The sequence below is a fragment of the Acinetobacter sp. YK3 genome (genome assembly GCF_001729365.1).
GTDB classification, from domain to species: Bacteria; Pseudomonadota; Gammaproteobacteria; order Pseudomonadales; family Moraxellaceae; genus Acinetobacter; species Acinetobacter vivianii.
Genome location: NZ_LZPJ01000006.1, coordinates 21,844 through 48,818, shown reverse-complemented (window position 1 = coordinate 48,818; position 26,975 = coordinate 21,844). Strand labels below are relative to the sequence as shown.

Annotated in this window: 24 protein-coding genes and 1 riboswitch; of the genes, 10 read left to right on the top strand and 14 right to left on the bottom strand. The window is 41.7% G+C overall.

What is annotated here, in order from left to right; translation table 11 throughout:
* Positions 1-35 precede the first annotated feature (35 nt).
* Together A9Z07_RS01210 and secA are read right to left on the bottom strand one after the other, a co-directional pair.
* Complete coding sequence (locus A9Z07_RS01210; RefSeq protein WP_004775435.1) at positions 36-443, bottom strand: hypothetical protein; 408 nt, start codon at positions 441-443, stop codon at positions 36-38.
* 147 nt (positions 444-590) lie between these two features.
* Positions 591-3,326, bottom strand: coding sequence for a preprotein translocase subunit SecA (secA, locus tag A9Z07_RS01205; RefSeq protein WP_047429399.1), 2,736 nt, complete (start codon positions 3,324-3,326; stop codon positions 591-593).
* Between the two features lie 362 nt (positions 3,327-3,688).
* Here secA and A9Z07_RS01200 point away from each other — a divergent pair, with 362 nt between their 5' ends.
* From A9Z07_RS01200 to A9Z07_RS01190, 3 genes are all read left to right on the top strand, one after another.
* Positions 3,689-4,324 (top strand): peroxiredoxin, encoded by a 636-nt coding sequence (locus A9Z07_RS01200; protein WP_069576284.1) that lies wholly within the window; start codon positions 3,689-3,691, stop codon positions 4,322-4,324.
* Positions 4,325-4,684: 360 nt separating this feature from the next.
* Complete coding sequence (locus A9Z07_RS01195; RefSeq protein WP_069576282.1) at positions 4,685-5,503, top strand: MBL fold metallo-hydrolase; 819 nt, start codon at positions 4,685-4,687, stop codon at positions 5,501-5,503.
* Positions 5,500-6,084: a dual specificity protein phosphatase family protein gene (locus A9Z07_RS01190; RefSeq protein ID WP_047429391.1), complete on the top strand. Its 585-nt coding sequence runs from the start codon at positions 5,500-5,502 to the stop codon at positions 6,082-6,084. The genes A9Z07_RS01195 and A9Z07_RS01190 overlap by 4 nt, the downstream gene beginning before the upstream one ends.
* A gap of 125 nt (positions 6,085-6,209) precedes the next feature.
* On the opposite strand, the gene A9Z07_RS01185 is transcribed toward A9Z07_RS01190, so the two are convergent.
* The 5 genes from A9Z07_RS01185 to trpA all read right to left on the bottom strand — a co-directional run bounded on the left by A9Z07_RS01185 (position 6,210) and on the right by trpA (position 11,330).
* Positions 6,210-7,145, bottom strand: a complete 936-nt coding sequence (locus A9Z07_RS01185) for a DUF6929 family protein (protein WP_047429506.1) — start codon at positions 7,143-7,145, stop codon at positions 6,210-6,212.
* 90 nt (positions 7,146-7,235) lie between these two features.
* Positions 7,236-8,360, bottom strand: a complete 1,125-nt coding sequence (locus tag A9Z07_RS01180) for an SPOR domain-containing protein (protein ID WP_069576280.1) — start codon at positions 8,358-8,360, stop codon at positions 7,236-7,238.
* Entirely contained in the window at positions 8,351-9,637 is a 1,287-nt protein-coding gene (gene folC, locus A9Z07_RS01175) for a bifunctional tetrahydrofolate synthase/dihydrofolate synthase (RefSeq protein ID WP_069576278.1), read from the bottom strand. The genes A9Z07_RS01180 and folC overlap by 10 nt, the downstream gene beginning before the upstream one ends.
* Entirely contained in the window at positions 9,634-10,530 is an 897-nt protein-coding gene (gene accD, locus A9Z07_RS01170) for an acetyl-CoA carboxylase, carboxyltransferase subunit beta (RefSeq protein ID WP_004775442.1), read from the bottom strand. Before accD ends, folC begins: the two co-directional genes overlap by 4 nt.
* Complete coding sequence (trpA, locus tag A9Z07_RS01165) at positions 10,527-11,330, bottom strand: tryptophan synthase subunit alpha (RefSeq protein WP_005259451.1); 804 nt, start codon at positions 11,328-11,330, stop codon at positions 10,527-10,529. Before trpA ends, accD begins: the two co-directional genes overlap by 4 nt.
* 275 nt (positions 11,331-11,605) lie before the next feature.
* Between trpA and A9Z07_RS01160 the strand changes: the two genes are divergently transcribed.
* On the top strand, positions 11,606-12,937 hold the full coding sequence (locus A9Z07_RS01160; protein ID WP_069576276.1) for a Na+/H+ antiporter NhaC family protein: 1,332 nt from the start codon (positions 11,606-11,608) through the stop codon (positions 12,935-12,937).
* Between the two features lie 260 nt (positions 12,938-13,197).
* Here A9Z07_RS01160 and A9Z07_RS01155 read toward each other — a convergent pair whose 3' ends face one another.
* Complete coding sequence (locus A9Z07_RS01155; RefSeq protein WP_069576274.1) at positions 13,198-14,220, bottom strand: AraC family transcriptional regulator; 1,023 nt, start codon at positions 14,218-14,220, stop codon at positions 13,198-13,200.
* 116 nt (positions 14,221-14,336) lie between these two features.
* Here A9Z07_RS01155 and A9Z07_RS01150 point away from each other — a divergent pair, with 116 nt between their 5' ends.
* Positions 14,337-15,212 carry a metal-dependent hydrolase gene (locus tag A9Z07_RS01150; protein WP_069576272.1) on the top strand — a complete coding sequence of 292 codons (876 nt, stop codon included), beginning with the start codon at positions 14,337-14,339 and terminating at the stop codon, positions 15,210-15,212.
* A gap of 58 nt (positions 15,213-15,270) precedes the next feature.
* Here the strand turns inward: A9Z07_RS01150 and A9Z07_RS01145 are convergent, their stop codons facing one another.
* The gene (locus tag A9Z07_RS01145) at positions 15,271-15,666 is read right to left on the bottom strand and encodes a hypothetical protein (RefSeq protein WP_069576271.1); all 396 of its coding nucleotides are present in this window, start codon (positions 15,664-15,666) and stop codon (positions 15,271-15,273) included.
* Positions 15,667-15,889: 223 nt separating this feature from the next.
* Positions 15,890-16,885, bottom strand: a complete 996-nt coding sequence (locus tag A9Z07_RS01140; RefSeq protein WP_069576269.1) for a DUF2804 domain-containing protein — start codon at positions 16,883-16,885, stop codon at positions 15,890-15,892.
* Between the two features lie 215 nt (positions 16,886-17,100).
* Between A9Z07_RS01140 and A9Z07_RS01135 the strand changes: the two genes are divergently transcribed.
* Complete coding sequence (locus tag A9Z07_RS01135) at positions 17,101-18,876, top strand: bifunctional metallophosphatase/5'-nucleotidase (protein WP_069576267.1); 1,776 nt, start codon at positions 17,101-17,103, stop codon at positions 18,874-18,876.
* 60 nt (positions 18,877-18,936) lie between these two features.
* Here A9Z07_RS01135 and A9Z07_RS01130 read toward each other — a convergent pair whose 3' ends face one another.
* From A9Z07_RS01130 to A9Z07_RS01120, 3 genes are read right to left on the bottom strand one after another with little or no spacing between them, the layout of a single operon-like run.
* Complete coding sequence (locus A9Z07_RS01130; RefSeq protein ID WP_069576265.1) at positions 18,937-19,449, bottom strand: DUF1543 domain-containing protein; 513 nt, start codon at positions 19,447-19,449, stop codon at positions 18,937-18,939.
* 9 nt (positions 19,450-19,458) lie between these two features.
* Positions 19,459-20,703, bottom strand: a complete 1,245-nt coding sequence (gene trpB / locus A9Z07_RS01125) for a tryptophan synthase subunit beta (protein WP_004775454.1) — start codon at positions 20,701-20,703, stop codon at positions 19,459-19,461.
* Positions 20,684-21,343: a phosphoribosylanthranilate isomerase gene (locus tag A9Z07_RS01120; RefSeq protein ID WP_069576263.1), complete on the bottom strand. Its 660-nt coding sequence runs from the start codon at positions 21,341-21,343 to the stop codon at positions 20,684-20,686. The genes trpB and A9Z07_RS01120 overlap by 20 nt, the downstream gene beginning before the upstream one ends.
* A gap of 119 nt (positions 21,344-21,462) precedes the next feature.
* A riboswitch (cobalamin riboswitch) is annotated at positions 21,463-21,677 on the top strand.
* A gap of 34 nt (positions 21,678-21,711) precedes the next feature.
* Between A9Z07_RS01120 and A9Z07_RS01115 the strand changes: the two genes are divergently transcribed.
* From A9Z07_RS01115 to A9Z07_RS01105, 3 genes are all read left to right on the top strand, one after another.
* Positions 21,712-23,586, top strand: a complete 1,875-nt coding sequence (locus tag A9Z07_RS01115; protein WP_069576261.1) for a TonB-dependent receptor plug domain-containing protein — start codon at positions 21,712-21,714, stop codon at positions 23,584-23,586.
* A gap of 103 nt (positions 23,587-23,689) precedes the next feature.
* On the top strand, positions 23,690-24,277 hold the full coding sequence (locus A9Z07_RS01110; RefSeq protein ID WP_005208813.1) for a cob(I)yrinic acid a,c-diamide adenosyltransferase: 588 nt from the start codon (positions 23,690-23,692) through the stop codon (positions 24,275-24,277).
* Between the two features lie 23 nt (positions 24,278-24,300).
* Positions 24,301-25,017, top strand: coding sequence for a glycerophosphodiester phosphodiesterase (locus tag A9Z07_RS01105; protein WP_069576259.1), 717 nt, complete (start codon positions 24,301-24,303; stop codon positions 25,015-25,017).
* 30 nt (positions 25,018-25,047) lie between these two features.
* Here A9Z07_RS01105 and A9Z07_RS01100 read toward each other — a convergent pair whose 3' ends face one another.
* Entirely contained in the window at positions 25,048-25,575 is a 528-nt protein-coding gene (locus A9Z07_RS01100) for an META domain-containing protein (RefSeq protein WP_047429355.1), read from the bottom strand.
* A gap of 211 nt (positions 25,576-25,786) precedes the next feature.
* On the opposite strand from A9Z07_RS01100, the gene A9Z07_RS01095 reads away from it, so the two are divergent.
* Positions 25,787-26,959, top strand: coding sequence for an acyl-CoA desaturase (locus tag A9Z07_RS01095; RefSeq protein ID WP_004775465.1), 1,173 nt, complete (start codon positions 25,787-25,789; stop codon positions 26,957-26,959).
* The last annotated feature ends 16 nt before the right edge of the window (positions 26,960-26,975 follow it).

Here is a 26,975-nt window from a genome sequence, read left to right as displayed (position 1 = left end):
GCAATTGCATCTCTTTTTTATTTTAAAACGATGATTTATTGAATCGCTTGAGCTGTTTGCGCGCCAGCAGTTTGTGCAGCAGCCGCATTCGCAGCTTGAACAGCAGTCTCACCAATCAAAGCAATCTTCGCTTTCTCTTGGCTTTTTGCAGACAATGCCGGGTTTGATGCCACAATACGATTGATGTTTGCAGAGTTTGCTGGTGCAATTGCCGCAGTTTGCAATACGATTGGACGGTTACCTGTTTCACCCAACGTATAGCGAATACCAGTACGTGGACTCACGACAGTCGTCACTTCACGTTTGACTTGTGCTTCTGCTGTGTTACTACCTTTTGCTGCCAATACTTTATCGACAGTTGTAGTTTGTGGTGCTTCAGCTGCAAATGCAAAACCTGACACTGCAGCACTTGCTAAAATTAAAAGTTGTAATGGTTTTTTCATTGTCTTCCCGCTTTTAATGCGAATTCAATCAAGATCTGTAAGTTCAATAATGAAACTACAAAGCTGTCATTGACTCAAGTTATTTATCGTAAAAAAGCAGAGTCCAATGCTCTGCTTTTTTATTTTAGTGCAATCTAAAATCCAGCTTTAGATTTTACCGTGACATTGCTTATATTTTAAGCCTGAACCACATGGGCAAGGCGCATTACGGCTTTCTGGTACTGGGAATGGCGCATTGTCTGTAAAGCCTTCTGTTTCCTCAGAAGCCGTTACCTCACCCGTTAAGCCATCCACATCATCATGTTCAAATGAAAGACGCATTGATTCAGCCTGACGTTGTTGTTGAGCTTCAAGTTCCGCCAATTCTTCCGCAGTCGGTACATGAACACGAGATAAGTCAGTTACTACATCAGATTTGATAATACCCAACATATTCACGAATAAGTTGAATGCTTCTTTCTTGTATTCTTGCTCAGGGTTCTTTTGTGCATAACCGCGCAAATGAATCCCTTGACGCAAGTAATCCATTGCCGCCAAATGATCTTTCCAATGACGATCCAGCGAATTCAACATGAAGTGACGTTCAAGCATTGCTGCCGATTCATCACCCATTTGTTCACGGCGCTGGCGATAACGAGAAACCACTTCATCTGAAATACGCTCAATCAAGCCTTCTTCATCTAAACGGCGATCTTGATCCAGCCATTGCTGTACTGGCAATTCGATACCGAGGTCAGACTGTAACGCACCTTCCAGACCTTCGATATCCCACTGATCATGAATCGATTCAGGTGGAATAAAGTTAGCGATTAAGCCTTTTACGACTTCGTGATGCATTTCTTCGATATAGTCTTGTAGTGTACTTTCTGCCAAGACTTCATCACGTTGTGAGTAAATGATCTTACGTTGTTCGTTATTGACATCATCGTACTTCAATAGGTTCTTACGAATATCGAAGTTACGTGCTTCAACTTTACGTTGCGCATTTTCAATCGAACGGCTCACCATTTTGTGTTCAATCGCTTCGCTTTCTTGTAAGCCCATCGCACGCATCATGCCTACGACACGGTCACCCGCGAAGATACGCATCAAGTCATCTTCAAGCGATAAATAGAAACGAGAGACACCAGGGTCACCCTGACGACCTGCACGACCACGCAACTGGTTATCAATACGACGTGATTCATGACGTTCAGAACCAATGATATGCAAACCACCCGAACTTAAAACGTCTTCGTGATCTTTTTCCCATTGTGCCTGTAAACGTGCTTCATCTTCAGGTGTCGCATTTTCAATTTTGGCAAGTTTTGCTTTCCAGTTACCACCCAGTAAAATATCGGTACCACGACCCGCCATGTTAGTTGCGATCGTAACCGCATTCGGACTACCCGCTTGCGCAATAATGTCCGCTTCACGCTCATGCTGTTTCGCGTTAAGGACTTCGTGATGGATACCCGCCTGTAACAACTTGGCAGATAAGATTTCACTGGCTTCAATGGTTGCTGTACCAATCAGGATCGGCGCAACACCTTGCTGACGAATCTTGGTAATTTCTTCAATAATCGCAGTGTATTTACCATTACGGTTTAAATAGATTAAATCGTTATGATCGACACGTACCATTGGACGGTGGGTTGGAATAATCACCACATCCAGACCATAAATTTCTTTCATTTCCGCAGCTTCAGTATCGGCAGTACCGGTCATACCTGACAGCTTTTTATAAAGACGGAAATAATTCTGGAAAGTTGTAGTTGCAAGTGTCTGGTTTTCTGGCTGAATTTCCATGTTTTCTTTGGCTTCAACCGCTTGATGCAGACCTTCAGACCAACGGCGACCAGGCATAGTACGACCCGTGCTCTCATCGACAATAATCACTTCTTCTTTTTGCGTTTGAGGATTAATACCAATGATGTAATGCACGTTCTTTTGATACAAATAGTGTGCACGGATTGCAGCAGTCACATGATGAACCAGATTCAGGTTCGTTGCTGAATACAGACTTTCACCTTCAGCCAACAGACCCATTTCAATGAGTTTCTGTTCTACTGTTTCATAACCCACTTCAGTCATTTCAACTGAGCGCTGTTTTTCATCTACCCAGAAATGTCCGCCATCAGCCACTTTTTCTTCTTTCTGTGGGCGTAATGTTGGAGGAATACTGTTGATGAGTTCATACAAATGAGATGAATCTTCGCTTTGACCAGAAATAATCAATGGTGTACGCGCTTCATCAATCAAGATCGAATCGACTTCATCGATAATGGCATAGCTTAGGCCACGCTGTTTTTTCTCTTGTAGAGAAAACACCATGTTGTCACGAAGATAATCGAAACCAAATTCGTTGTTGGTACCGTAAGTAATATCGGAAGTATAGGCTTGTGCTTTTTCATCAGGCATTTGCATTGAGTAAATCACACCAATGCTCAAGCCTAAAAATTCGAATAATGGACGGTTTAACTCGGCATCACGTTGTGCCAAGTAATCATTCACGGTAATCACGTGAACGCCCTGACCACTCAATGCATTGAGATAACAAGCCAAAGTACCCATCAGGGTTTTACCTTCACCTGTACGCATCTCGGCAATTTTACCTTCGTGCAAGGTAATACCACCAATCAACTGCACGTCATAGTGACGCATACCCATGACACGCTTTGCCGCTTCACGACAAACAGCAAAAGCTTCTGGCAATAATTTATCTAAACTTTCGCCATTACTAAAACGTTGTTTGAATTCTGGAGTTTTTGCAGAGAGGTCTGCATCGTTAAGAGCAGATATCGTCGGTTCAAGCGCATTAATTTGTTCAACAATTTTACGCATGCGTTTGAGCTCGCGCTCATTTTTTGTACCGAAGATACCTCCGATCAGACTTGCCAACATGAATAAACTCTCTAATCCTGTTTGTTATAAGGTTCGTCAATAACAACAAACCCTAGGTCGGTTAATTTTTTCTTAGCTGTTATTATGGAGTCAGAAATAAGAACTACAAGTGCTTTGCATCCAAACAGGTAAAAAAATCTGCGAGGCGATTCTGACATCACACAACTAAAGAGCGTTAATGTAGCAAATTTGCATTTAACTTACATCGACTTCAATGTGAATTTCTGCTCATTTTTTAACAAGATCCATAAGCAATATCTCAAAAGTTCATAACAAAATACAAAAACAATAATTTTATTTATAAAGTGGATGCTGCATATTGAATAGAGAAACGACATAGAAAAAAGTATAGAGGACTAATCATGACATTACGTTTAGGCGACACTGCCCCAAATTTCCAGCAAGAATCAAGCGAAGGCACCATTGATTTCTATGGTTTTTTAGGCGATAGCTGGGGTATTCTATTTTCCCATCCAGCGGATTATACGCCAGTCTGTACCACCGAGCTGGGTTACACAGCCAAGCTGAAAGATGAATTTAACAAGCGTGGTGTAAAAGCCATCGCCCTTTCTGTTGATGATGTGGAATCGCACAAAGGCTGGATTCAAGACATTAATGAAACCCAGAATACCACGGTTAATTTTCCAATCATTGCAGACAAAGATCGTAAAGTATCTGAACTTTATGGATTTATTCATCCCAATGCCAGTGAAACCTTAACTGTTCGTTCATTGGTCATTATTGATCCGAATAAAAAAGTGCGTTTGATCATTACCTATCCAGCGTCAACAGGGCGTAATTTTAATGAAGTGTTGCGCGTGGTCGATTCACTTCAACTCACCGATAATCACAAAGTTGCAACACCAGCAAACTGGCAACAGGGTGAAGATGTAGTGATTGTGCCATCATTGAAAGATGAAGAAGAAATCAAACAACGCTTCCCGAAAGGCTATAAGGCAGTTAAACCGTATCTAAGACTCACGCCCCAGCCTGAGTGAGGATCAAACGAGCAACGCTCGTTCCTGAGAAGCGACTAAAGCTTCGCAAGAAGGTGAACAGCTATGCTGTGAGTTAAGAGATTAAAGTGAAAGCTTTAATCGCAGTGCAAGAAAAACGAAGTGTGTAGTAATTAAAAACGAGCAACGCTCGTTCCTGAGAAGTGACTAAAGCTTCGCAAGAAGGTAAACAGCTATGCTGTGAGCTAAGAGATTAAAGCGAAAGCTTCAATCGCAGTGCAAGACGACATATCAAGCCTATCTCAACGATAGGCTTTTTAATGCCAGACTCAAATTTGTTTTGGTATTTTTTAATCAATACGTTATAAGAATAATTCGATCCGAAACACAATAAAAATCATCATGATCTATAACATTTATCATCTGCATTGTGGTAGCTTCTGCCCTGTCTGTGCGCCCTTATTCGGACAAAAAGGTTGGAAAGCTCATCTGGTTTGTCATTGCCTATTGATTGAGACTGATCGTGGTCTGGTTCTGATTGATACAGGTTTGGGCTTACAAGACTATTTACATACTGAACAACGTCTGGGCAACCTGCTGACTCAATTTGGTTCTATTGTGCCGAACCTGAAACTCAGTGCCATTCAACAGATTCAGCAACTCGGCTTTAGTCCCAACGATGTAAAACATATTTTTGTGACACATCTAGATTTCGACCATGCGGGCGGTATCTCTGATTTTCCCCATGCAACCGTACATGTGCTAGCCTCAGAATTTAATGCGACCCAGACATTATCTGCCAAAGGGAAACTACGTTATAAAACCGAGCAGTTTAAACAGCATCGACATTGGAGCTTTGCAGAACATAACGATGGTGAAAACTGGTTCAATCTCCAGCATGTGAAAGGCCTTCCGTTCTTTCAGGATGAAATTCTCATGGTGCCGTTGCTCGGACATACACTTGGGCACTCAGGCATTGCAATTAAAAAACAGGATGGCTGGATTCTCTTTTGTGGCGATGCTTACTTTTCCCACTTAGAGCTCAACCCTAAAAATAAACTCAGAGCACTCGACCTCACCGAACGCTTATTGGCTGAAGATAACCAGCAGCGTGTGCATAACCTAAAACGCTTACAATATCTTGCTCAACATGAACCCAAGATTGAGTTAATTTGTGCGCACGATCCCGTTGAATTCAGTCGCTATCAATCCATCTTATGAAAAAAACACTCATTGCCCTGACACTTATTTCCACCCTCAGCATGGGTGGTTGCATGAAACATCCAAGTCTGGATGATGAACAACGCCCTAAAAATTGGGGAACATTGATTTCCAATACACATAACTTCTATCAAATCAGCAATGATGTGTTTCGTAGCGATCAGCCGAGTAATGAATTAATTCCAAGCTTAAAACAGTACAACATTGATACTGTCATCAATCTTCGTGCTCGAAATGAAGATGCAAAAGTTCTCAAAGATCAACCCTTTAATCTGGTCCATATCCCGATTTATACCTGGGCAATCAATCGTGAAGACTTATTACAAGCGATGCGTGCCATTCAAACCGCGAAACAGCACAATCAAAAAGTATTGATCCATTGCTATCATGGTTCAGACCGTACAGGTGCGACCATTGCCATGTACCGCATTATTTTTGAACACTGGTCGATTGAGGATGCAGTAAAAGAAATGAAGCAAGGCGGCTATGGCTTTCATGTGATCTGGAAGAATATCGATCATTTGCTTAGCCCTGAAAATGTAAAATGGATTCAACAACAACTGTCGAATCCATCTCGTTAAGACATTTATTTTTTATAGACAAAATGCTACTGGTTAGATGAAAAGGTTTATTTAATCAGTCGCATTTTGTCGATCTGATTAACTTAAATTCAGTGAGAATAATTACCCAACAAAGCATACTTGGCTTAATTTTGTGGTTTTTCAAAAGCAGAACTGCTCAGCAATACTTTCAAAATTTCAGAATTGCCACCGTCACTGTCGGTGACCAATAAAAATACTTCGCCATCAGGTCGCGACTCAAGCCACGTAATCCCTTCAACTTTAATAGGTAGCGTTTTGCTTTCTACATCCTGAATTAAATGACTCGATAAAGCTTGACCATCTGGAGAGAACAACAAAATAAAACTCCCCAAGACATCACCATCATCATAGGTATTTAATGTTTGCTCAACCGCAGCCGTGGCAATAATTAGTTTTTTATCCACAAAAAAATAGGCATCAGAAATCCCGCTTGCAGCGCCCTCAATCTCAGGCAAGTTGAGATTGAACGAATTTATAAGCGCATTTTCTAACGATTTCTCTTGTTGTATTTTGGCTAAATCAAAGACTAAAACACCATGATGGCGATTAATATTGCCCCGTTGAAAGATATAAAGATGATGACTATCTGAGCATACCGCCTCTATATTGAGGTCAGCTCCATTCGTTAATTCAGCACTATTTTCTAAAAAGTGATAATCCACCGCATCTAAAAAATTTTCGACCTGATCATTGGCAGGATTATAGAGTAATGCTTGTTTACGATTTTCCGTAGAACCCGAACCCATAATCAATAACTGTGGCTGTCCGTTAAAGATGAGGCAAGTTAATGCTTCAAAATCAGGCTTTTTTTCTTTGCTCAGTGGGATAAGTGATATTGGTTCGGATTGTTCAAATAATGGAATTTTTTCAAAGGCCGTTGCACTAACCATGCTATTGTTTCGGTTGGTTTTGAGTAAGTAACGAACATCGTCACCTACAAAATAAAGATCCTCCCCCACACAAGCAACACCAGATAGTGCACTAATCGCAGAAACAGATTCAAAAATAAACCGCTCTAATATCTGAATATCAGTATTTATGTTCACATTGTTTCCCCAATTCAAGAGAATACTCGCAGGGTAGCTAATACCTGCGAGATTTTTCAAATTTGTCTAGGGGAAGATCAGCATTTATCGCTGGTCAAGCGGAACCCAATCAATCACCCAAGCTGATTTCATATTCAGACTATCATCTGAGGTAATTTTCTTACGGGTAGTATCTGCCGTATCACGATCTTTGGCTGGGCCAACCATGATACGAATCCCTTTAGATGTCGGGCTAGTTGTCACCTTATAGCCTTTAGCGCGTAATTTTGAAACGACAGCATCTGCATTGGCCTGATTTGCAGCCAGTGCCACTTGTACCATCCATTTCTTATCGCCATTTTCCATAAGATCGCGAGCTTTTTCAGCTTCTGCTTTCTTGTCTGCTTCAGCCTTACGCTTATCTTCAGCAGCTTTCTTGTCTGCTTCTGCCTTGCGTTTATCTTCAGCGGCTTTCTTATCTGCCTCGGCCTTACGTTTATCTTCCGCAGCTTTCTTGTCTGCTTCTGCTTTACGTTTATCTTCGGCAGCTTTTTTATCCGCTTCTGCTTTACGCTTGTCTTCCGCAGCTTTTTTGTCTGCCTCTGCCCTACGTTTGTCTTCCGCAGCTTTACGATCAGCTTCCGCTTTCTTTGCCGCTTCTGCTTTACGTTTATCTTCCGCTAGCTTTTTATCAGCATCAGTCGTCTTTTGCTGATCTGCTTTTAACTGTTCCGCTCGCTTCTTTTCATCCGCTTTGCGTTTGTCTTCAGCAATTCGTTTTGCTTTTGCTTTTTCATCTTCAACCAGTTCAGGTGGAATATTGTCTGAACTTTCTTGTGCAGCAGTACGGCGTGCATTGATTGCCGCGTATTCTTCAGCCGCTTTACGAGCCGCCGCTGCTTCTGCTTGCTGCTGCATTTTTAAAAATTCAGCTGCACGCGCCTCTTGTTCAGCAACCGCTTTTTCACGAGAGCGACGTTGTTCTTCAAGCAAACGTTTTTCTGTTTCAACATCAACCGCTAAAGGTTGTAATGAAACCATTTCACTCTCTTGGGCAGGCTGAGCAGTTTTTGGCTTAGACTCTGTTTTGGGAATAGGATGAGTAACGTTAGCTTGCGTATGATCTTGCTCTATTTCTTCATTACCTTTAAGAAGTAATGCGGCCAATAAAACACCACCTCCTAATAGAACAACGCCACCCATCCAACGTTGTTTGTTATTCATCGACATTCTTCTAAATACTCCCAGACCGCTTCTAAAGTATGAAACGAACCACAGACTAAAATCAGCTGATTGTTATTACCTTGTTTCAGCACAGTTTCAAACGCTTGCTGGATACTGCCGAACTCATGGACCTGTTGCCCTTGCAATGCGTCTTGAATCTGTTGCATTGGTGCGGCTCTAGGCACATCTAAATTAGCAATAAACCAATCTTTTACTGTTGTTTTTAGTAAATCAGTGACAGATGGAATGTCTTTATCTGCCAACATTGAAAATACTGCAACAACTTCTGTGTACTGTTTATTGTATTTTAAGAATTTTCGCAACTGCTTCAATAAAAATTCGACACCATGCGCATTGTGCCCAGCATCAAAAATAACCGTTTTATCCTGAATTTGTCTAATTTCAAAACGGCCTTGTAGACGAGCCTGCTGAATACCCGTTGCAATGGCGTGTTGTGATACTTCAATCCCACTCACCAGTACAGCGGCAACCGCAGTTGAAATATTATCTAAGGCAAGCTGTCCAACGGGAAGCTTTAAAGTGCTACCAGAAGATGCAAATGACCATGTTTGACCATCTTCATCTAGCTGATAGAAATAATCTTGATTGAGTGTATATAACTGCGCTTGGGTTTCAACCACTTTATCTTGAATGGCTTGCGGAAGTTGTTGTTGCCCTGCAAAAACCACTGGAATATTCGGACGAATGATTCCCGCTTTTTCAAATGCGATTTTTTCGACCGTATCGCCGAGCCAATCGACATGATCTAAACCGATATTGGTAATGACAGCAACGTCTGGATCAATCACATTAACCACATCAAGACGGCCACCAAGACCGACTTCAAGCACCCAGACATCACATTGCTGCTGTTTAAAAATCAAAAAAGCAGCCAAAGTGGTTGCTTCAAAAAAAGAAAGGCTTAATCCACATTCACGGCGAGCCTGATCGACCTGTACAAAAGCATCTACCAGAGTCTGATCATCAGCCTCCATACCCGCCAGCTTCACTCGCTCATTAAAACGGTAAATATGCGGTGACTGGTAAAGTCCAACCTTATAACCTTGTGCATTTAAAATTGCAGCTAAAGTTGTCGTAGTCGAGCCTTTGCCATTAGTGCCTGCGACTGTAAATACTTTCGCCTCAGGTTGCATTACACCCAGCTTTTCAGCCACAGGAATAACGCGCTCTAAACCTAAATCAATGCCTGTAACATGAACATGGCCCCAATAATCGAGCCATGTTGTTAATGTATCCGTTGAATGTGGAGCGTGCGGTTTCAAGGTAAGTTCATCAGTTTTGCAACAAGTCTGTATACAGTATCACGTAATGCGTGACGATGAACAATTTGATCGACCACACCATGATCAAGCAAATATTCTGCACGTTGGAACGGTTCTTCCAGTTTCTCACGTACCGTTTGTTCAATCACACGTTTACCCGCAAAGCCAATCATCGCCTTCGGTTCAGCGATATGTACATCACCCAGCATCGCCAATGAAGCAGTCACACCACCATATACAGGATGGGTTAGTACCACAACATAAGGCACACGTGCTTCTTTCATTTTCTGGATAGCAGCCGCAGTACGCGCCATTTGCATTAAGGACAACATACCTTCCTGCATACGCGCACCGCCAGAAGCAGCAAAACAGATCATCGGTTGATGCAATGCAATTGCACGTTCAGCCGCTTGTACAAAACGGTCGCCCACAACCGTACCCATTGAACCGCCCATGAAATCAAAGTCAAAGGCACAAGCAACAAGGTCTAAACCTTTAAGCGAACCTTGCATCACCACAAGTGCTTCAGTCTCACCGGTTTTGTCTTGGGCTTCACGCATACGATCTGGATAAGGTTTGCTGTCCACAAACTTTAATGGATCTTTGGCATTAAATTCCTGACCTAATTCGCCATTCACCTGATCAAAGAACCAGTTCAGACGATCACGTGCACGCATACGTAAGTGTTCATCACATTGAGGACACACATAGGCATTAAATGACATGGCAGTACGTGTCACCAGTGCATGGCACTCAGGACATTCAATCGTAGGCTCAGTAAAGGTCGCTTTAAATGTTTGCTGTTGATCTGCAACCTGAATACCAGGGACATGACGCTCAGTCCAAGGTGTTGAAGGGTTAAGAACCTTCCCTGATGTTAACTCTTGACTCATACTAACTCATCGAGCGCAGCTCGAAGCTCCTTCACTTTATTCACCGTCTGTTGCGCAGCTTCATCGGCTGGCAATGTCGCAAAAGATTTAACGAAAGCACTTCCTACAATAACGGCATCGGCAACCTGACCCATCGCTTTTGCAGACGCTGCATCACTAATTCCAAAACCGACACCGACTGGCACATTGGTTTTAGATTTAATTTTTGCAATACGCGCTGCTGCTTCAGAAGTATCTAAAGTTGCCGCACCTGTCACACCTTTTAATGACACATAGTAAACAAAGCCACTTGCCTGATTTACCACATGTTGAATACGCTGGTCTGTTGAGGTCGGCGCGAGCAAAAATATCTGATCCATTCCATTTTGTTTAAGAACTTCACCTAATTGCTGAGATTCTTCAGGTGGTAAGTCCACCAAAAGCACACCATCAACGCCACAGTCTTTCGCATAAGCAACAAACTTTTCATAACCAATGACTTCAACAGGATTTAAATATCCCATTAATACCACTGGTGTCGTTTGATCTTTTTCACGAAAGGCTTTCACCATATTCAATGCATCTAAAGTATTGGTTCCACCTGCCAAAGCACGTTCAGCCGCTAAAGCAATCACGGGACCATCTGCCATCGGGTCAGAGAATGGAAGACCCAGTTCAATGACATCAACGCCCGCTTCTACCATTTGATGAAGCAATGGAACAGTTACCTGTGGATGCGGATCACCTGCCATTACATAAGAAACAAGCGCTTTACGTTGCTGAGATTTAAGCTGTTCAAAACGAGTGGCAAGACGTGACATAGGATTATGCTTTCCTGATTTATATAAATTAAGGAGTTGTTTGTGGTCATTTAAAAACACTGCATTGTAACGCTATTTTTTGTTCATTGAACAGAGTTTGACGTGAATGCGACAGCGAATCCTGAGACTTACAACTCCCCTTGTACATTTATCTATATTTTGAGTTTTTTCTCAATGATCAAAGATTCCTAATTTCGGGCTTATCACGTAGCATTTTAGAAATCCGCCAAGCTCCTTTATACTACCCGCAATTTTTAAGTTTCCTTTTTATTTTTATGTCTGCCCACTCTCCGGAAAAAGTACAAAGCAATGCCCTTGCTTTGCTGCCGCTATTGGTATTTTTGATCATCTTTCTCGGGAGTGGTCTGTATCATTCAATGATCGGAACAGAATTTGCCTTCTATCAGGTCAAAGCACCTGTGGCTGCAATTCCAGCGGTGATTCTCGCCCTTCTGCTCTATAAACAGAAACTCAATAAAGCCATTGACGAATTCCTGCAAGGTGCCAGCCATCCGAATCTAATCTTAATGTTTATGGTGTTTATGCTGGCAGGGGCTTTTGCCAGTGTATCCAGTGCGATTGGCAGTGTCGATGCAACCGTACAACTCGGACTCTCACTGATTTCAGCTGAATATGTGTTGCCTATGCTATTTATCATTGCAGCGTTTATTGCGACTGCAATGGGAACCTCAATGGGCACCATTGCTGCTTGTGCACCGATTGCCTTTGGTTTCGCGCAAGCTACTGATATTGCACCGATCTATGCGATTGGTGCGGTGGTCGGCGGTGCCATGTTTGGTGATAATTTATCGATGATCTCGGATACAACCATTGCTGCAACCCGTAGCCAAAATGTTGAGTTAAGAGATAAATTTCGGGTCAATGTCTGGATTGCCCTTCCTGCTGCCATTATCACTCTATTTGTTTATATAGCACTGAGCCACGATGCAGAAGCCATTCAATCACAGCCTTATGATTTATGGCTAATTCTGCCTTATCTTGCAGTATTCTTCCTCGCTTTTACCCGTTTACACGTATTAGCCGTGCTGATGATTGGTGTGATTTTATCGGGTGTAATTGGTCTGATTGAAAAGCCTGAGTTTGATATTTTGAAGCTCAATAGCTCAATCTATGATGGCTTTGTCAGCATGTTTGAGGTGGCATTACTTTCCATGTTGCTGGGCGGGCTATCTGCTTTAATGCAAAAAGAAGGCGGATTGCAGTGGTTAATTCAACGCATTTATGCCATTACTCGCCTGTTTAAGTTTGGCCGACAACGTGCAGGTGAATTCGGCATAAGCTTTCTAGTGGTATTCTCAAATTTATTTGTGGCCAATAATACCGTTGCGATCATTCTTTCTGGCGATATGGCACGTGAAGTGGCAAAGGAATATGGCGTAGATCCTAAACGTAGTGCAGCTTTACTGGATATTTTTTCTTGTGTCATTCAAGGGATTATTCCCTACGGCGCGCAGTTACTACTCGCCTGTTCAATTGCCAAACTCTCACCTATTGAATTGATTGGCAATATCTACTATTGCTGGATTCTTGCGATTTGCGCAGTACTTGCCATTGTCTTTAATTATCCGCGTTTAAAAACACGTTAAAATCCTCTACAAATATGAGACTCGAAAATGTCGTTCACAACCTGCGTGGTCTCAGCAAAATACTGTTTCTGCGAAATGATGAAAGAAATATAAGAAGTGAACAGGTTTTGTGAATGACAATGGTTTTGCCTACTTTTGCCAAAACAAAAGTAGGTCGAACCGAAGGTTTATCCAATAATTAGATGAGAATACAACATGACTCCGTTGAGCCTCCCCCATATAAATAAGAATTATGCCTAGTGAAAAGATTCATTTTAAATCTACAAAGATTTTAAAAACTGCTTGGGCGTAACACCTGTCCAACGCTTAAACGCCCGTCCAAACGCACTCTGATCCGCATAATTCAGCCGCTCCGCAATCTCTGAAAAAGACTTACCTTGTTGCAAATACAACTTACTTTGCTCCAAACGATACTGATCCAGCACATCCTGAAAATTCAGTTCATAAGCTTTAAGCTGACGTTGTAAAGTACGTTCCGAACAATGCAATCGCTTGGCAACATAACTCTGCAATACCTCTTCCTGCTGCAATAACCCCTGTTCAATCAGGCTATGTATTTTTTGTCTAAATTGTTGCTGCTGAATTTCAAAAGAACTGACACTGTTCAAGGATTGCTGAGCCTGAGTAGATAACACCTGATTCAACTGTTGATCTGCGGCAATACTTTTTGCTTTTAAAATTTGATTGGAAAAACGGATCGCATACTGCCCTTGCTGAATCTGAATCGGACAGCCATAAAATTTTTCAAAATGATAAAGTGCAGTATGGGGCGCATAACCAAACTGGATGGTCTGCGGCGGAATCAGGGCATCTTGGACAATGGATTGGGCAATCTTGAAGATCAGGGCCAGATTCAACTCATACATTTCCCGATAATCACGATAAGAAGCACTCCACACAATTTGAATATAGTCTGGAAACTGCTGGACATTGAGCTGTTCTAAATTGGTTTGCTTAAAGATCAGAGAATAATAACGTTGTAATAGCTGCAAGGCTTGTTGTAGATCAATACTGGTTGATGCCAGATAGCCCATCAAACCTAAGTCCTGCAAATTGGCATGCTCTGCCAAAACCAAGGTAATCGGACGAGTGAAATGTGGTTGAGCAGCCTGTAATAACAAGGCATAACGCTCGACATCAAAGTCTTTTTCATCTGGATTGTCTAAACAGGCTTGAAAGTCTTTCCACAGTTCAGGTGCAACAACTTTAGATAAATCAACTTGTTCCTGTTGCAGCACGCGACTAAACAAACGCAAGTATCCGATTATTATTTTAACTGACATGGGCCAATCTCATCCTGAGCTGTCGTTATTTGTATAAAAATTGGCTGTAACTGTCAAAACATTTCATCGGAGTTTTTCCATACTGGCGACATGAAGAAAAATAAGGAATCGTCAAAATGAATGCACATGTTTCCTATCAAGTTGATCCTGTGGTCAGAACCAAACTGGACTTCCATTTAGAACAAGCACCCCGCTTCTGGTTCGGTGGCGATCCATTCCGTACCCGTATGTTTGATGCCCTCAGCCTGACCTTCCCCGATGGTGAGCGTTATTTTATTGAATGTGTCCGTTTATTCCGTGACAAAATTGATGATCCAGACTTGCAGGAACGTGTGGCTGACTTTATTCGTCAGGAAGCACAACATGGCATTGCACATGACAAAATGAACCAGATCATGAAAGATCAAGGGATGCCTGTAGAGCAGTTCACCACTCGCTTAAAGAAAATCTTTCGCTTTGAACTAAAGAATCGCTCTCCTCAATACAACATTGCCATGACCGCCGCAGCTGAGCATTTAACGGCACTCATGGCAGATACGTTTTATAGTAAAAAAGATACGTTGGCCGAAGCAGATCCTTTTGTCCGTGCACTGTTTGCATGGCATGCGATTGAAGAAATGGAACATCGTGATGTGGCTTTTGATGTGATGCGAGAAGTGGGTGAAGTGCCTGAAGCAACCCGTCGCTTTGCCTTGGTCTTTACCACCGTGATGATGTTTGGTTTTACTCTATATCGTACCGATGTGATGCTCAAAACCGATGGTTTTAACTTCAGACAACGTTTTGATATGGCACGTAAAGGTTTACCATGGTTCTTTGGTCGTAACGGAATTTTGACTGCAAAAAGAGCGCAATATAGCGACTGGTTTAAAAAGGACTTCCATCCAAATCAACATCCTGTTATTCGCCAATACGATGTCTGGATTGATACTTTAGCCAAGACCAATGATCCGATTGCTGCGGGTGAAGCTTTTTGGCAGGCAGGGCTTTAGTCCACTTTAAATAAAAACTTCAATGCTCTACCATAAGGTGGTGGAGCAAAGTAATTTATTAATTTTCAACACGTTTTAAAGCAGCTTCACGAACAAACATTATTGGATCATTGGTAAGCATTTTCAGAATATAAATTGGCGTTTTTTTATTACATGCTATTCTATGACGAACTTCCTCACTACTATCTCGATATAATAAATCAAACAACTCTGGGCTAAGCTTTCTCTTTATAGCAACTGCCGCTCGGACAGATTCATTTTCATCTCTTGCTAGAATTTCTAATATATTTAATGGCACAGTTTTATTATACGCAACCCACTCTCTCATTTCTGGAAATCTAGAAATGACATCTATCCAAACAAGGTCAGAAGCATCTTCATAGGCTGCTCGTATATATTCGTCACGTGTTTCACTATTTCGAAGTAAAATAAATTCCTCTGCTGAGTTAATCATTTAAAAATTACCACCCTTCAGGTCTTTCTATGGAATAAAAATCTCAATATTATTTTTATACATTTCAACTTATGAATAATAAAAATACATAACTGAATATTACCCCGTTCTAACATTGTATTATGAGGTCTTGTAAACCAATACTCCACATGGTTAATATTTATACCTACAACCTAATTTCACTATGGCATATTTAATACAAGAAACAGACTCATATTTTTCATCACCACTTCGCATAATGCTGTTCTAACAAACCATATTCATTATCTAGTGACACCAACTCGACCTGCTCATGTGCAATGGTGCCACTGACTTTGGCTTGCCATTGATTGAACTGACTGCCGATCAAACGCAGATTAATATTTTCAAAACGGCACCAGCCTGTTTCCACCACCAAGTTTAAACATCCACCCAAAGAACGAATTGACCAGGTTTTTTCATCTTTTTGCTCAAATAAAACATCCGTCAGCGGATACAAACGTCCATTCACCCACAAAGCATTTTCATTACCAAAACTTTCATTCACACCTGATGCCAGATTGATACCAATACGGCGATCTTGCGCATCCCTGAACTGGCAAGACAACCAGAACCAAGCCGTTTCAGGTCGCAGAAAACCGCAGGTATCATCTAAAGCAGCTAAACTCTGTGCATTAAATTCAATCTGTTGCTGAGCTGGACTAATAAAAAAACCCTCAACTGCCAGCGTGGTCTGCTTTTGCGTATAGGTCCAACCATTGATTCCTGTTGGGCTACATAAACTTAAGGCATCCGTACCTGCACAAAAAATCCGTGCTTTTAATTGAATCTCACCATGTTTGGTGACCTGAATATAACGCACACCATTGGCATGCTGCATATCGAATTGATAGGCTGATTTTTTAAAATGGCTTTGACTAAATAACGGCTGTTCATCGAGATGGGTTTTCAATGCCAGTGGCTGGATTGCATTCCATTCAATCACTTTTTGAGTTTGATGATCATAGACATAAAAGAAACCATGCCCTGCCCAAGATAGATCGACAATCGCCACTCCAATGCTGTAGTGCTCATGCTGCAATCCGCAGAATTTAAATTTTTTATATTTAAGTTGCTTGCGCCAGCCTGTTAAGACCTGTCCATACGGCGTTTTATAAATATAGTCATCCAGATTGATTCTCGATGGTACCTGATCAAAACGTCCATAACGTGGCTGACCATTGGTTTGTATCAAATCCATTATTTCATTCCATGATTACGGGTTTGCATCTGCCTCAATAATAAAGCTTAAGCGGACAAATTTCCTCATCGTTTTGTCTGTAAAAATGATGAATCCTTTGCATTTTTACCACTAAATCCAAGTTTCTTCCGAATGATTCTAGCTCATAATTTCATCAAACATTCATACAGAAGTTTTATTTTTGAAAACAATCTTATACCACCCGATCAAAAACAATGATGACGCAACAATTATTAAAAGCTCAAGTATGCTGCCTTATGCTACTTGCCTTGACTGCTTGTAACGACAATGATGATCATGAATCTCCACAGGTAGAACGAAAAAATCAGACCATCAACATTCTCGCCTTCAATGATTTTCACGGTAATCTTGAACCACCAAAACGCTTTATCGAAGCAGATGATCCGAATGATAGTAGTAAAACGGTTCGTATTCCCGTTGGTGGCGTGAGTTATTTTGCTGATGCCATTAAAAAATTACGCGCTCAGTATCCAAACAATGCTGTGGTTTCAGCAGGTGACCTGATTAGTGCCTCCCCTTTAACCTCATCACTGTTCCTAGATGAACCGACCATTGAAACAATGAATGATATTCAAATTGATTTCAATGCGGTTGGTAATCATGAATTTGACCGTGGAACCGATGAACTACGTCGTTTGCAAAATGGTGGCTGTCAACAATATACCAGCGCCAAACCTTGTCAGATCAATCCAAAGTTTGAGGGGGCAAAATTCAATTTCTTGGCTGCCAATGTCTCGATGAAGGCTGATCCAAACAAAACCTTATTCCCTGCTTATAAAGTCAAAACTTACGGCGGCATTCCTGTTGCCTTTATTGGGATGACCCTAAAAGCAACACCAAGCATTGTGTCGGCTGCGGGCATTAAAGATGTTAACTTTAATGATGAAGCCGATACTGTGAATGCCTTGATTCCTGAATTAAAGAAACAAGGCATTGAAGCGATTGTGGTGGTGGTACATGAGGGCGTCGCGCCAAGCACCAAATTTAATAAAAAAACCTGTGAGGGTTTAAGCGGCCCATTGCTAGGTATTTTAGACCGTTTGGACCCTGCGGTTGATGTGGTGGTTTCTGGTCATACCCATCAGTCTTATATTTGTGATTACTCGACCAAAAATCCACAAAAACCATTTTTACTCACTTCTGCTGGACAATACGGCACGATTATTACCAATATCCAGCTCGAACTGGATGGTAAAACGGGCGATGTCATCAAAAAAGATGCGGCTCAAGTCCCTGTTCAGAGTGAAGCCTATACTTCTGGCACAACCACAGTAAACTTGACGGATCTATACCAAAAATTTAATAAAACCCCAAGTATTGAAGCCATTCTGGATAAATATCGTCAGGCTGTAACCACTATTTCAGCCCTTGTCGTTGGTACGGCAGATGGCGTGATTAATCGTAATGCCACTGAAAGCGGTGAAAGTGCTTTGGGTAATTTAATTGCCGATGCGCAACAAGCCATGGCATTAACTGCGAGCAATCAAGGTTCTGATTTCACCCTGATGAATCCAGGCGGTGTACGTGCCGATTTACAGGTCAACACCAATAATCAGATTACCTTTGGTGATGTATTTACCGTTCAGCCATTTGGCAATTCGATTGTGACGCTAAGCCTCACCGGCAAACAGATTCGTGATGTGTTAGAGCAACAATGGTCGGGTGCCAATGCAGCTACGGTACGTATTTTACAGCCATCTAAAGAGTTCAGTTATTCATATAAGAAAGACAATTCGGCTTCACCACGTGCCAGCAATATTTTGGTGGCAGGACAAGCGCTGGATGATAGCAAAGTTTACCGCGTGACCGTAAACAGCTTCCTTGCCGATGGCGGTGATAACTTTACCGTGTTAAAAGAAGGGAAAAATCCTGTCGGTGGTGGACAAGATATTGATGCACTAGAAAAATATGTATCTCTGCATTCTCCACTGACAGCACCAAAAACAGATCGAATCAAAGTCACACCTTAATCCCATCATAAATAAAAAGAGGGAAGCAAATGCTTCCCTCTTTCTTTTCTAAAACGATTATTACGCTAAGGTGAGATAAGTATTTTCCCAAATCATAGGGTCAAACTCACCTTGAACTAAATGGATATAACGTCCTGCGATATGATCTATCGGAATGCAATCATCGACATCCACCACACGATCTGTATGTGGCTTATGCCAGTGTTGCTCGATGAACTGTTTACCCAACTGTTTTGCCGCAACTGCATCAGGCGCAACGACAAGATGATAGCTATGCAACTCACCAAATGCATTTGGCGTATAGCCGCCCAAATTAATCAGATACAGCTTTGCATCAGCCACTGATGGCGCAGCATCGGAGAAGTGAATCTGATAATTCACACCTTGCGACTGCACACCAGAAATCTGTGCCCAAGCATCAATATGTAAACCTTTTAACTCACCAAACCAAGCCTGTTTCAGTTGCGGCGTAAGCTCAGACAAGCTGTGACCAATTGCCATGACTACATCATGCACTTCCGTATTGGCTTTCGCATGACGGCCACCCAACATCACCATAAACAGACTTGGCATAGCGGCAGCTTACATCTCGACCATTTCAACGCCATCAATACGCGCAACGGTCATCAAGTCTTTATCGCCACGGCCTGAAACTGTCGCAATAATGATTTGATCTTTCGACATAGTCGGTGCAAGTTTAGTGACGTAAGCCATCGCATGCGAACTTTCAAGTGCAGGGATAATGCCTTCAATCTTGGTGAGATCACGGAAACCTTGTAGTGCTTCATCATCATTGATTGGCACATATTCCACACGGTTCATGTCTTTCAGGAAACTATGCTCTGGGCCTACACCTGGGTAGTCCAAACCAGCTGAAATACTGTGAGTTTCGATGATCTGACCTTGCTCATCCGACATCAAATACGTACGGTTACCATGTAACACCCCCACATGACCAGCATTCAATGGTGCTGAGTGTTTACCCGTTTCAATACCATAACCTGCGGCTTCAACACCGTACATTTTCACATCTTGATCATTCAGGAATGGATAGAACAAGCCCATCGCATTTGAACCACCGCCTACACAAGCGACCAAAGCATCTGGCAAACGCCCTGCTTGTTCCTGGATTTGACGACGTGCTTCACGACCAATAATCGACTGGAAATCACGAACAAGTTGCGGATATGGATGTGGGCCAGCCACAGTCCCAATCACATAATAAGTACTGTCGACATTGGTAACCCAGTCACGCATTGCCTCGTTCATGGCATCTTTTAAAGTTTTAGAACCGCTTTGTACTGGCACGACCGTTGCGCCCAACAAACGCATACGGTAGACATTCATCGCTTGACGTTTCACGTCTTCAGCGCCCATGTACACCACACATTCCATACCCAAACGTGCTGCAATGGTTGCCGTCGCCACACCGTGTTGACCAGCCCCTGTTTCGGCGATAATGCGCTTTTTACCTGATAGCTTTGCCAATAACGCCTGACCAATCGTGTTATTGACCTTGTGTGAACCAGTATGGTTCAAGTCTTCACGTTTCAGGTAAATTTGCGCACCGCCGAGGTGCTGAGACCATCGCTCAGCATGATAAAGCGGACTAGGACGACCAACATAGAACGCAAGATCACGATCAAACTCCGCTAAAAACTGTGCATCATTCTTCATACGACCATAAAGACTTTCGAGGTCTTCAAGTGCAGCCATCAGCGTTTCTGATACAAAACGTCCACCATGAATACCGAAATGCCCTTGCGCATCTGGAAACTGGGTGTAATCAATAACCTGATTTTCTTGATTAGAGTTTTGCTGATCCACGTTGGACTCCTTGCATAAATTTTTCAATGAGTTGTTGGTCTTTTATACCTTTTGCGGACTCGACGCCTCCGCTGACATCCACAGCAAAAGCTGCTGTGGTATCAATAGCTTCACTGACATTTTTAGGGGTTAATCCCCCAGCCAAGATGAGTGGAATTTCAAGTTGGGGAAATTGCGTCCAGTCAAAACTGTGCCCTGTCCCACCTTTTAGCTCAGGATGCCATGCATCTAATAAAACTGCACTGGCGCCTGCTGCTTGATAGCGCTGGATTTCAGCGACAACATCCAGATCAGGTTTGACCTGAATGGCTTTATACCAACGACGTTTGCATTGCGTTGCAATTGATTGACATTGTTCTGGCGTTTCATCGCCATGTAGTTGTAATACATCCAAAGGAACTGAATCAAGCACCGTTTGAATGTCTTCAGCAGTCGCATTTACAAATAAGCCCACCAGCTGTACATAAGGTGGCACTTGCTTTGCCAATGCTTGCGCTTGTTCAATGCTGACATTTCGTGGGCTTGGCGGAAAAAATACAAAGCCGATCGCATCTGCACCAGATTGTACAACGGCGTGAATGTCTTGTATTCGGGTAATTCCACAAATCTTGGCGCGAGTTCGCATTTGGCTTTGGCGCATGAGCTGTCCAATTTAATCTGAATATTTTTGAAGCTCTCGCATTGTAATGCAATTTGACTGACTTTGTGCAAAGTTCATTCTGAAATGCAATTGTTTAAAAAACGTTAACACTTTATACTTTGCGTAATCTTGCAACAAGTCTAAAGCAAATTCTTTTGCTTATAGGGAAGTTGGTGAAATTCCAGCACTGCCCTCGCAACGGTAACACCGAATCACTCATCTCAGCTCAACGCCAAATCACTGCATCGGTATGATGTGGGAAGATGATGAGTAATATCATTTGTTTGATGATTATAGTGAAGTCCGGAGACCTGCTTGTTGTTTATTTCCACATTATCATTCACGACGGGTGAATGTCTGGAGTGCACATGTCTACTGCTTTTCAACCAACTCGTTTAGTTGGGGCTATCGCTATTGCGATGGGGTTTACTTCACCAGCTTTTGCTCAAGATCAATCAACAGATAAAACTGCAACGCTCGATACAATCGTTGTGACGGCATCTCGTAGTGAAGAAAAATTAAAGAATGTTCCTGCACGTCTTACAGTAATTAATCAAAAGTCAATTGAACAAAATCCTGCACTCAACTTATCAGATTTAATTCAGCGTGATCCTTCTGTTTTTGTCAAACAAAGTGGAGGAATAGGTCAGATCACGGAAATTTCAATTCGTGGAACTCGACCAAATCACACTCTTATCTTAAAAGACGGAGCCCGTCTAAACAGCCAAAACCACCTTGCTGCAATTTATCCATCATTTCTTGATTCATCCGATCTTGAACAGATAGAAATTCTTAAAGGTCCAGCTTCTGTACAATATGGAACAGATGCAATTGGTGGAGTGGTTCAAATGATAACCTCAACTCCAACAAAAAATAGCGGTTTTATTACAGGTATCTATGGGGAAAACAATACCTATAAAGCTATTGCTGGGGCTGATCTCATTCAAGATGGTTTTTATGCACAAATTAGAGGACAGCGCCTAGAAAGTGATGGAACACGAGTACTAGATAATCAAAGTAAAGATCAAAAAGCTGCTTACGATCAGAAAGGTTACAGTGCGAAAGTAGGTTACGATAATAAAAAGAACATTAAAACTGACCTGTCAATCAGTCAAAATGAGGGGCTAAGTCAATTCTACAATTACATGACCAGCAAAAATAATGCAGAACGTATATTTGAGAATCGCCTAATTAATTCAAGCATTCAATATGGTGTTACTGAGAACCTTACCTTATCTGCACGTTATTCAAACTTTATTGATAACCAACAAGTAAAAGATAATGATCCAGACCACTTTGATACAGAAAACAAAGAAGGTGATCTGAACTTAAACTGGAATGTAGACTCTAAGAATAATCTACTCGCAGGTGTAACTTATCTAAAATCAGATTTTAAAAGTAATGATGTAAAAAATAAAAAGCAAAGTATCGACTCTACAGGTTATTATGTTCAACATCAGTATAAAACAGATAAGCTAAATACTCAGCTTGGTATTCGTACTGAGGATAATGAACAATTTGGTACACATACCGTTGGTCAGGGCGCTGTTCGTTATCAAGTATTACCTGAAACAAGTATTTATGCCAATATTGGATCAGCTTTTAAAGCACCATCCCTAACAGAACTCTACTACTTTTCCGAAGGTCCATACGGAAATACCTATGGTAATCCTGATCTAAAACCAGAAGAAAGTATTTCCTATGAAGTAGGTGTAGATCAAAGAATTGGGCAAAACCTAAATGCCTTTTTATCTGCTTACCATACTGAAATAGAAAATTTAATCAGCTATAAATACTCAAGCCCGAACTCAACGTATATCAACATAGATAAAGCTGAAATCAATGGTGGTGAGCTAGGTCTTAAATGGAAAAAAGATGACTTATTCCTAAACACAGAATACGCCTATGTTGATTCAAAAAACAAAAAGACTGACTTGAGAATTGCATATAAGCCTAAACAGACTCTCACTTTAACTGCTGGACTTGAAAATCAAATCTATGGCATAAGTGCTTCTGTTATCGCACGTTCAGACATTTATGCAGATACTGCCAATAAAGTTAAAGCCCCTGGTTATGCCACCGTTGATTTAAACATGTACTGGAATATCAATCCTAATATTAAAGTGTTTAGCAACATTGAAAATATGGGTGATGTAGAATATAGAACCGCTGATAACTTTGGCAATGGTTGGTATGTAAATGGTGGACGTCAAGCCTCTGCGGGTGTCACATTCCGTTATTAATCGTGCGCTAAAATAATAAAAACATTTTCTTAACTCCAGTTTCGGGGTAATGTTCTGACCGACATTATCCCCTTTTTATTTTCAGGATCAGAGAAACAGAACTATGGGACATCGTTTAAGTAAAATCTATACACGTACAGGCGACTCAGGCACCACAGGTCTGGGAGATGGTTCACGTGTTGCCAAAGATGATTTACGCATCGCAGCTTTGGGGGATGTCGATGAACTCAATGCAACCATTGGTGTACTGCGCGCACAAATCAGTGCTAGCACAGTTGAAAATAAAGCGCATTGGGACAAGAGCTTAAGCCTGATTCAACATTGGTTGTTCGATTTAGGGGGTGAAGTGTGTATTCCAAACTATCATTTACTGCAGCCTGTGTGCATTGAATTTCTGGAAAAAGAAATCGATCACATGAATGAATCACTGCCAATGTTAAAAGACTTCATTTTGCCATCAGGCACTCTAGCTTGTAGTTATGCACATCAGGCCCGTGCAGTGTGCCGTCGTGCCGAACGTGCTTTATTGTCTGTACACAATCGTGACCAAAATATTCAGGCAACCGCATTACAATTACTCAATCGCTTATCGGACTGGTTATTCGTTGCCTCACGTGCTTTACAGCGCGCAGAAGGTGGTAGCGAAGTGCTATGGCAAAAGAATATCAACGACAGTATCGATCAAGCATAACTTTTCAATAAAGGCAGAGACAAATGCGAATTATTGGTCATCGTGGTGCGCGTGGTGAAGCCCCTGAAAATACGTTAGGCGGTTTTCGTTATCTGCATGATTTAGGCGTACGTGCAGTCGAGTTTGATGTACGCCAATTGAAAGATGATCAATTGGTCGTGATCCATGATGATGACTTTGTTCGCACGGCGGGCCGCTCACAACAGGTTGAAAGCTGTAATTTATTCGAAGCGCAGCAATTCGATCATCGTCATCAATGGCAGGCATGGGCCTTTGAAGAATATACGCCTAGTCTTCCCCATGTCCTTGAGTGCTTAACGGACTTTGAGCATATTGAAGTTGAAATCAAAGCAGTTACAGACGATGCAGCGGCTGAACGCTTGGTCTATCAACTTCATCAAGATTTAAAAGATTTTGAGCAAAGCGCAACCATTACCAGTTTTGATGTCAAAATTTTAGCTGCGTTACAGCGTCATCACAGTCATTTTAAGCGTGGACTACTGGTTGAAATTCCAATTGGGGAATATGCGATTGAACTTGCCCAGCAATATGACTGTTGTCAAATTGGTTGGGGAGATGCTCTAGCAACCGATGAAATTATTCAACGGACTCAACAGGCAAATCTTGCAATCAGTGTCTGGACGGTGAATGAGGTTGAACGTGCCAAGCACCTGCAGCAGCTGGGTATTCAAGGTTTAATTACTGATGTTCCAACAACCATGTTGCAACATTTAAAATAACAAAAGGCGGAATAAATTCCGCCTTTTATTTTATTTCTTACGCTGGGCCTGAATCAAACGCTGCCCTTTTGCATCTAACAAATATAGGTTTGCGCCATCTAGCTGGAAGCGCTCAACTCGTTGAATCGCATCCATCAAATCCGCCTCTTGCGCTAAAGCGCGGTTACAGCTTTGATGCTGTGCCATCACATCAAAATCCAGTTTACGCTGGGTGAAATCATATTTATAACGACCATAAATATTGTTGCAGCCCGTATGCCCTGACACCATCTTTGAAATGGAGTTGAGCTGAAAACCCGGATACTGGTTAAAGAACAAAGCTCGCTTGCCTTGAATGGTGGTAATTTGCCAATCCACATCTTGCACACCATCAGTACTTTTACGTACTTGCATGGCAGGCGGCTGTGTCACCCGTTTCGGCTGCAAGGTATTCTTTTTTGCCGGCTGGGGTTGGCTTTGACAGGCTGCAAGCATGACAGCAGCAGAGAATATTAAAGTTTTGTTAAAAAATGCCTTCAAAGAAAAAATAGGATTTTTCATGGTATTTTGCTCAGACATTGATTTATTTCACCTTTTAATTCATTGATCAAATTTACAAATGAATTCTGTTACTGTTCTTTCGATACAACTGTACAATAATACTAGTGCTAATCGATTTGGACATGCTAATATCAGTGATAAAATAGCAATATATCGTCATGATTGGTTTTGCTATCTCGTTTAGTTTTATTATCTTGTACAAACAAGGTTTTTAGGAGCGCTGACGGATATGACTTCCGCCCCACTCAAAAAAAAGGCACCCATTAACTGGACTGCTAGCATTACCTTAATTGGCACACCAATTCTTGCCGCTATTTTAATCCCTTTATACGCTTATTATTATGATTTTAGTGTAAGTGCTTGGGTGAGCATGATCTTCCTTTTGGCACTTAGTAGCCTAGGAATTACAGCAGGTTATCACCGTCTTTGGGCACATCGTGCTTATGAAGCGGCTTTACCACTTAAAATTTTATTGATGATTGGTGGTACCTTTGCTGTCCAAAACAGTATTTTGTTCTGGGCTTCAGGTCACCGTACCCATCACCGCCATGTCGATGATGTGGATCAAGATCCGTATTCAATTAAACGTGGTTTCTGGTACGCACACTTAGGCTGGATGATTCGCGATCATTCGCCATCTGAACCTGACTTTAAAAATGCACCTGATTTGCTCAATGACAAATTAGTGATGTTCCAGCATAAATATTATGTGCCAATGGTCATCGCAGTTCATGTCGGTGTATTAGGCTTAATCGGTTGGGCGACTGGCGATATCTGGGGCGTGATTTTACTGGGTGGTTTATTACGTTTAATCATCAGCCATCACGTCACCTTCTTTATTAACTCGCTTTGCCACATGTGGGGCAAACGTCCTTATACTGATGAAAATACGGCACGTGACAACTTTGTCTTAGCTATTTTCACTTGGGGTGAGGGTTATCATAACTATCATCACATCTTCCAGTACGATTACCGTAATGGTGTGAAATGGTGGCAATATGATCCAACCAAATGGTTAATCTGGACCAGTTCAAAACTTGGTTTAGCTAAAAATTTACGTCGTATTCCAAGCTTTAATATCAAAAAAGCCGAGCTTGCGATGAAGTTTAAATATGCTGAACGCGATCTTGCGATTTATGGTCATGATGTCAATACCGACATCGTGCAAATGAAACAACGTATTGCACAAGAATACGAAGCATTTACCCATACCTTAAATGATTGGGCGAAGCTGAAAGAACAAGAGCTTCATGCCAAGAAAGCAGCAATGGCTGAAAAAATCCATCAAATGGATCACAAGCTGAAAGTTGATTTCCAGTTACTTGAACACCGTTTAAGTCATCACCGTGAATGTTTAGAAACCTTAATGCGTAACATCAAAAAAGCGCCTGTTTCTGAATAACAGAATACCCATAAAA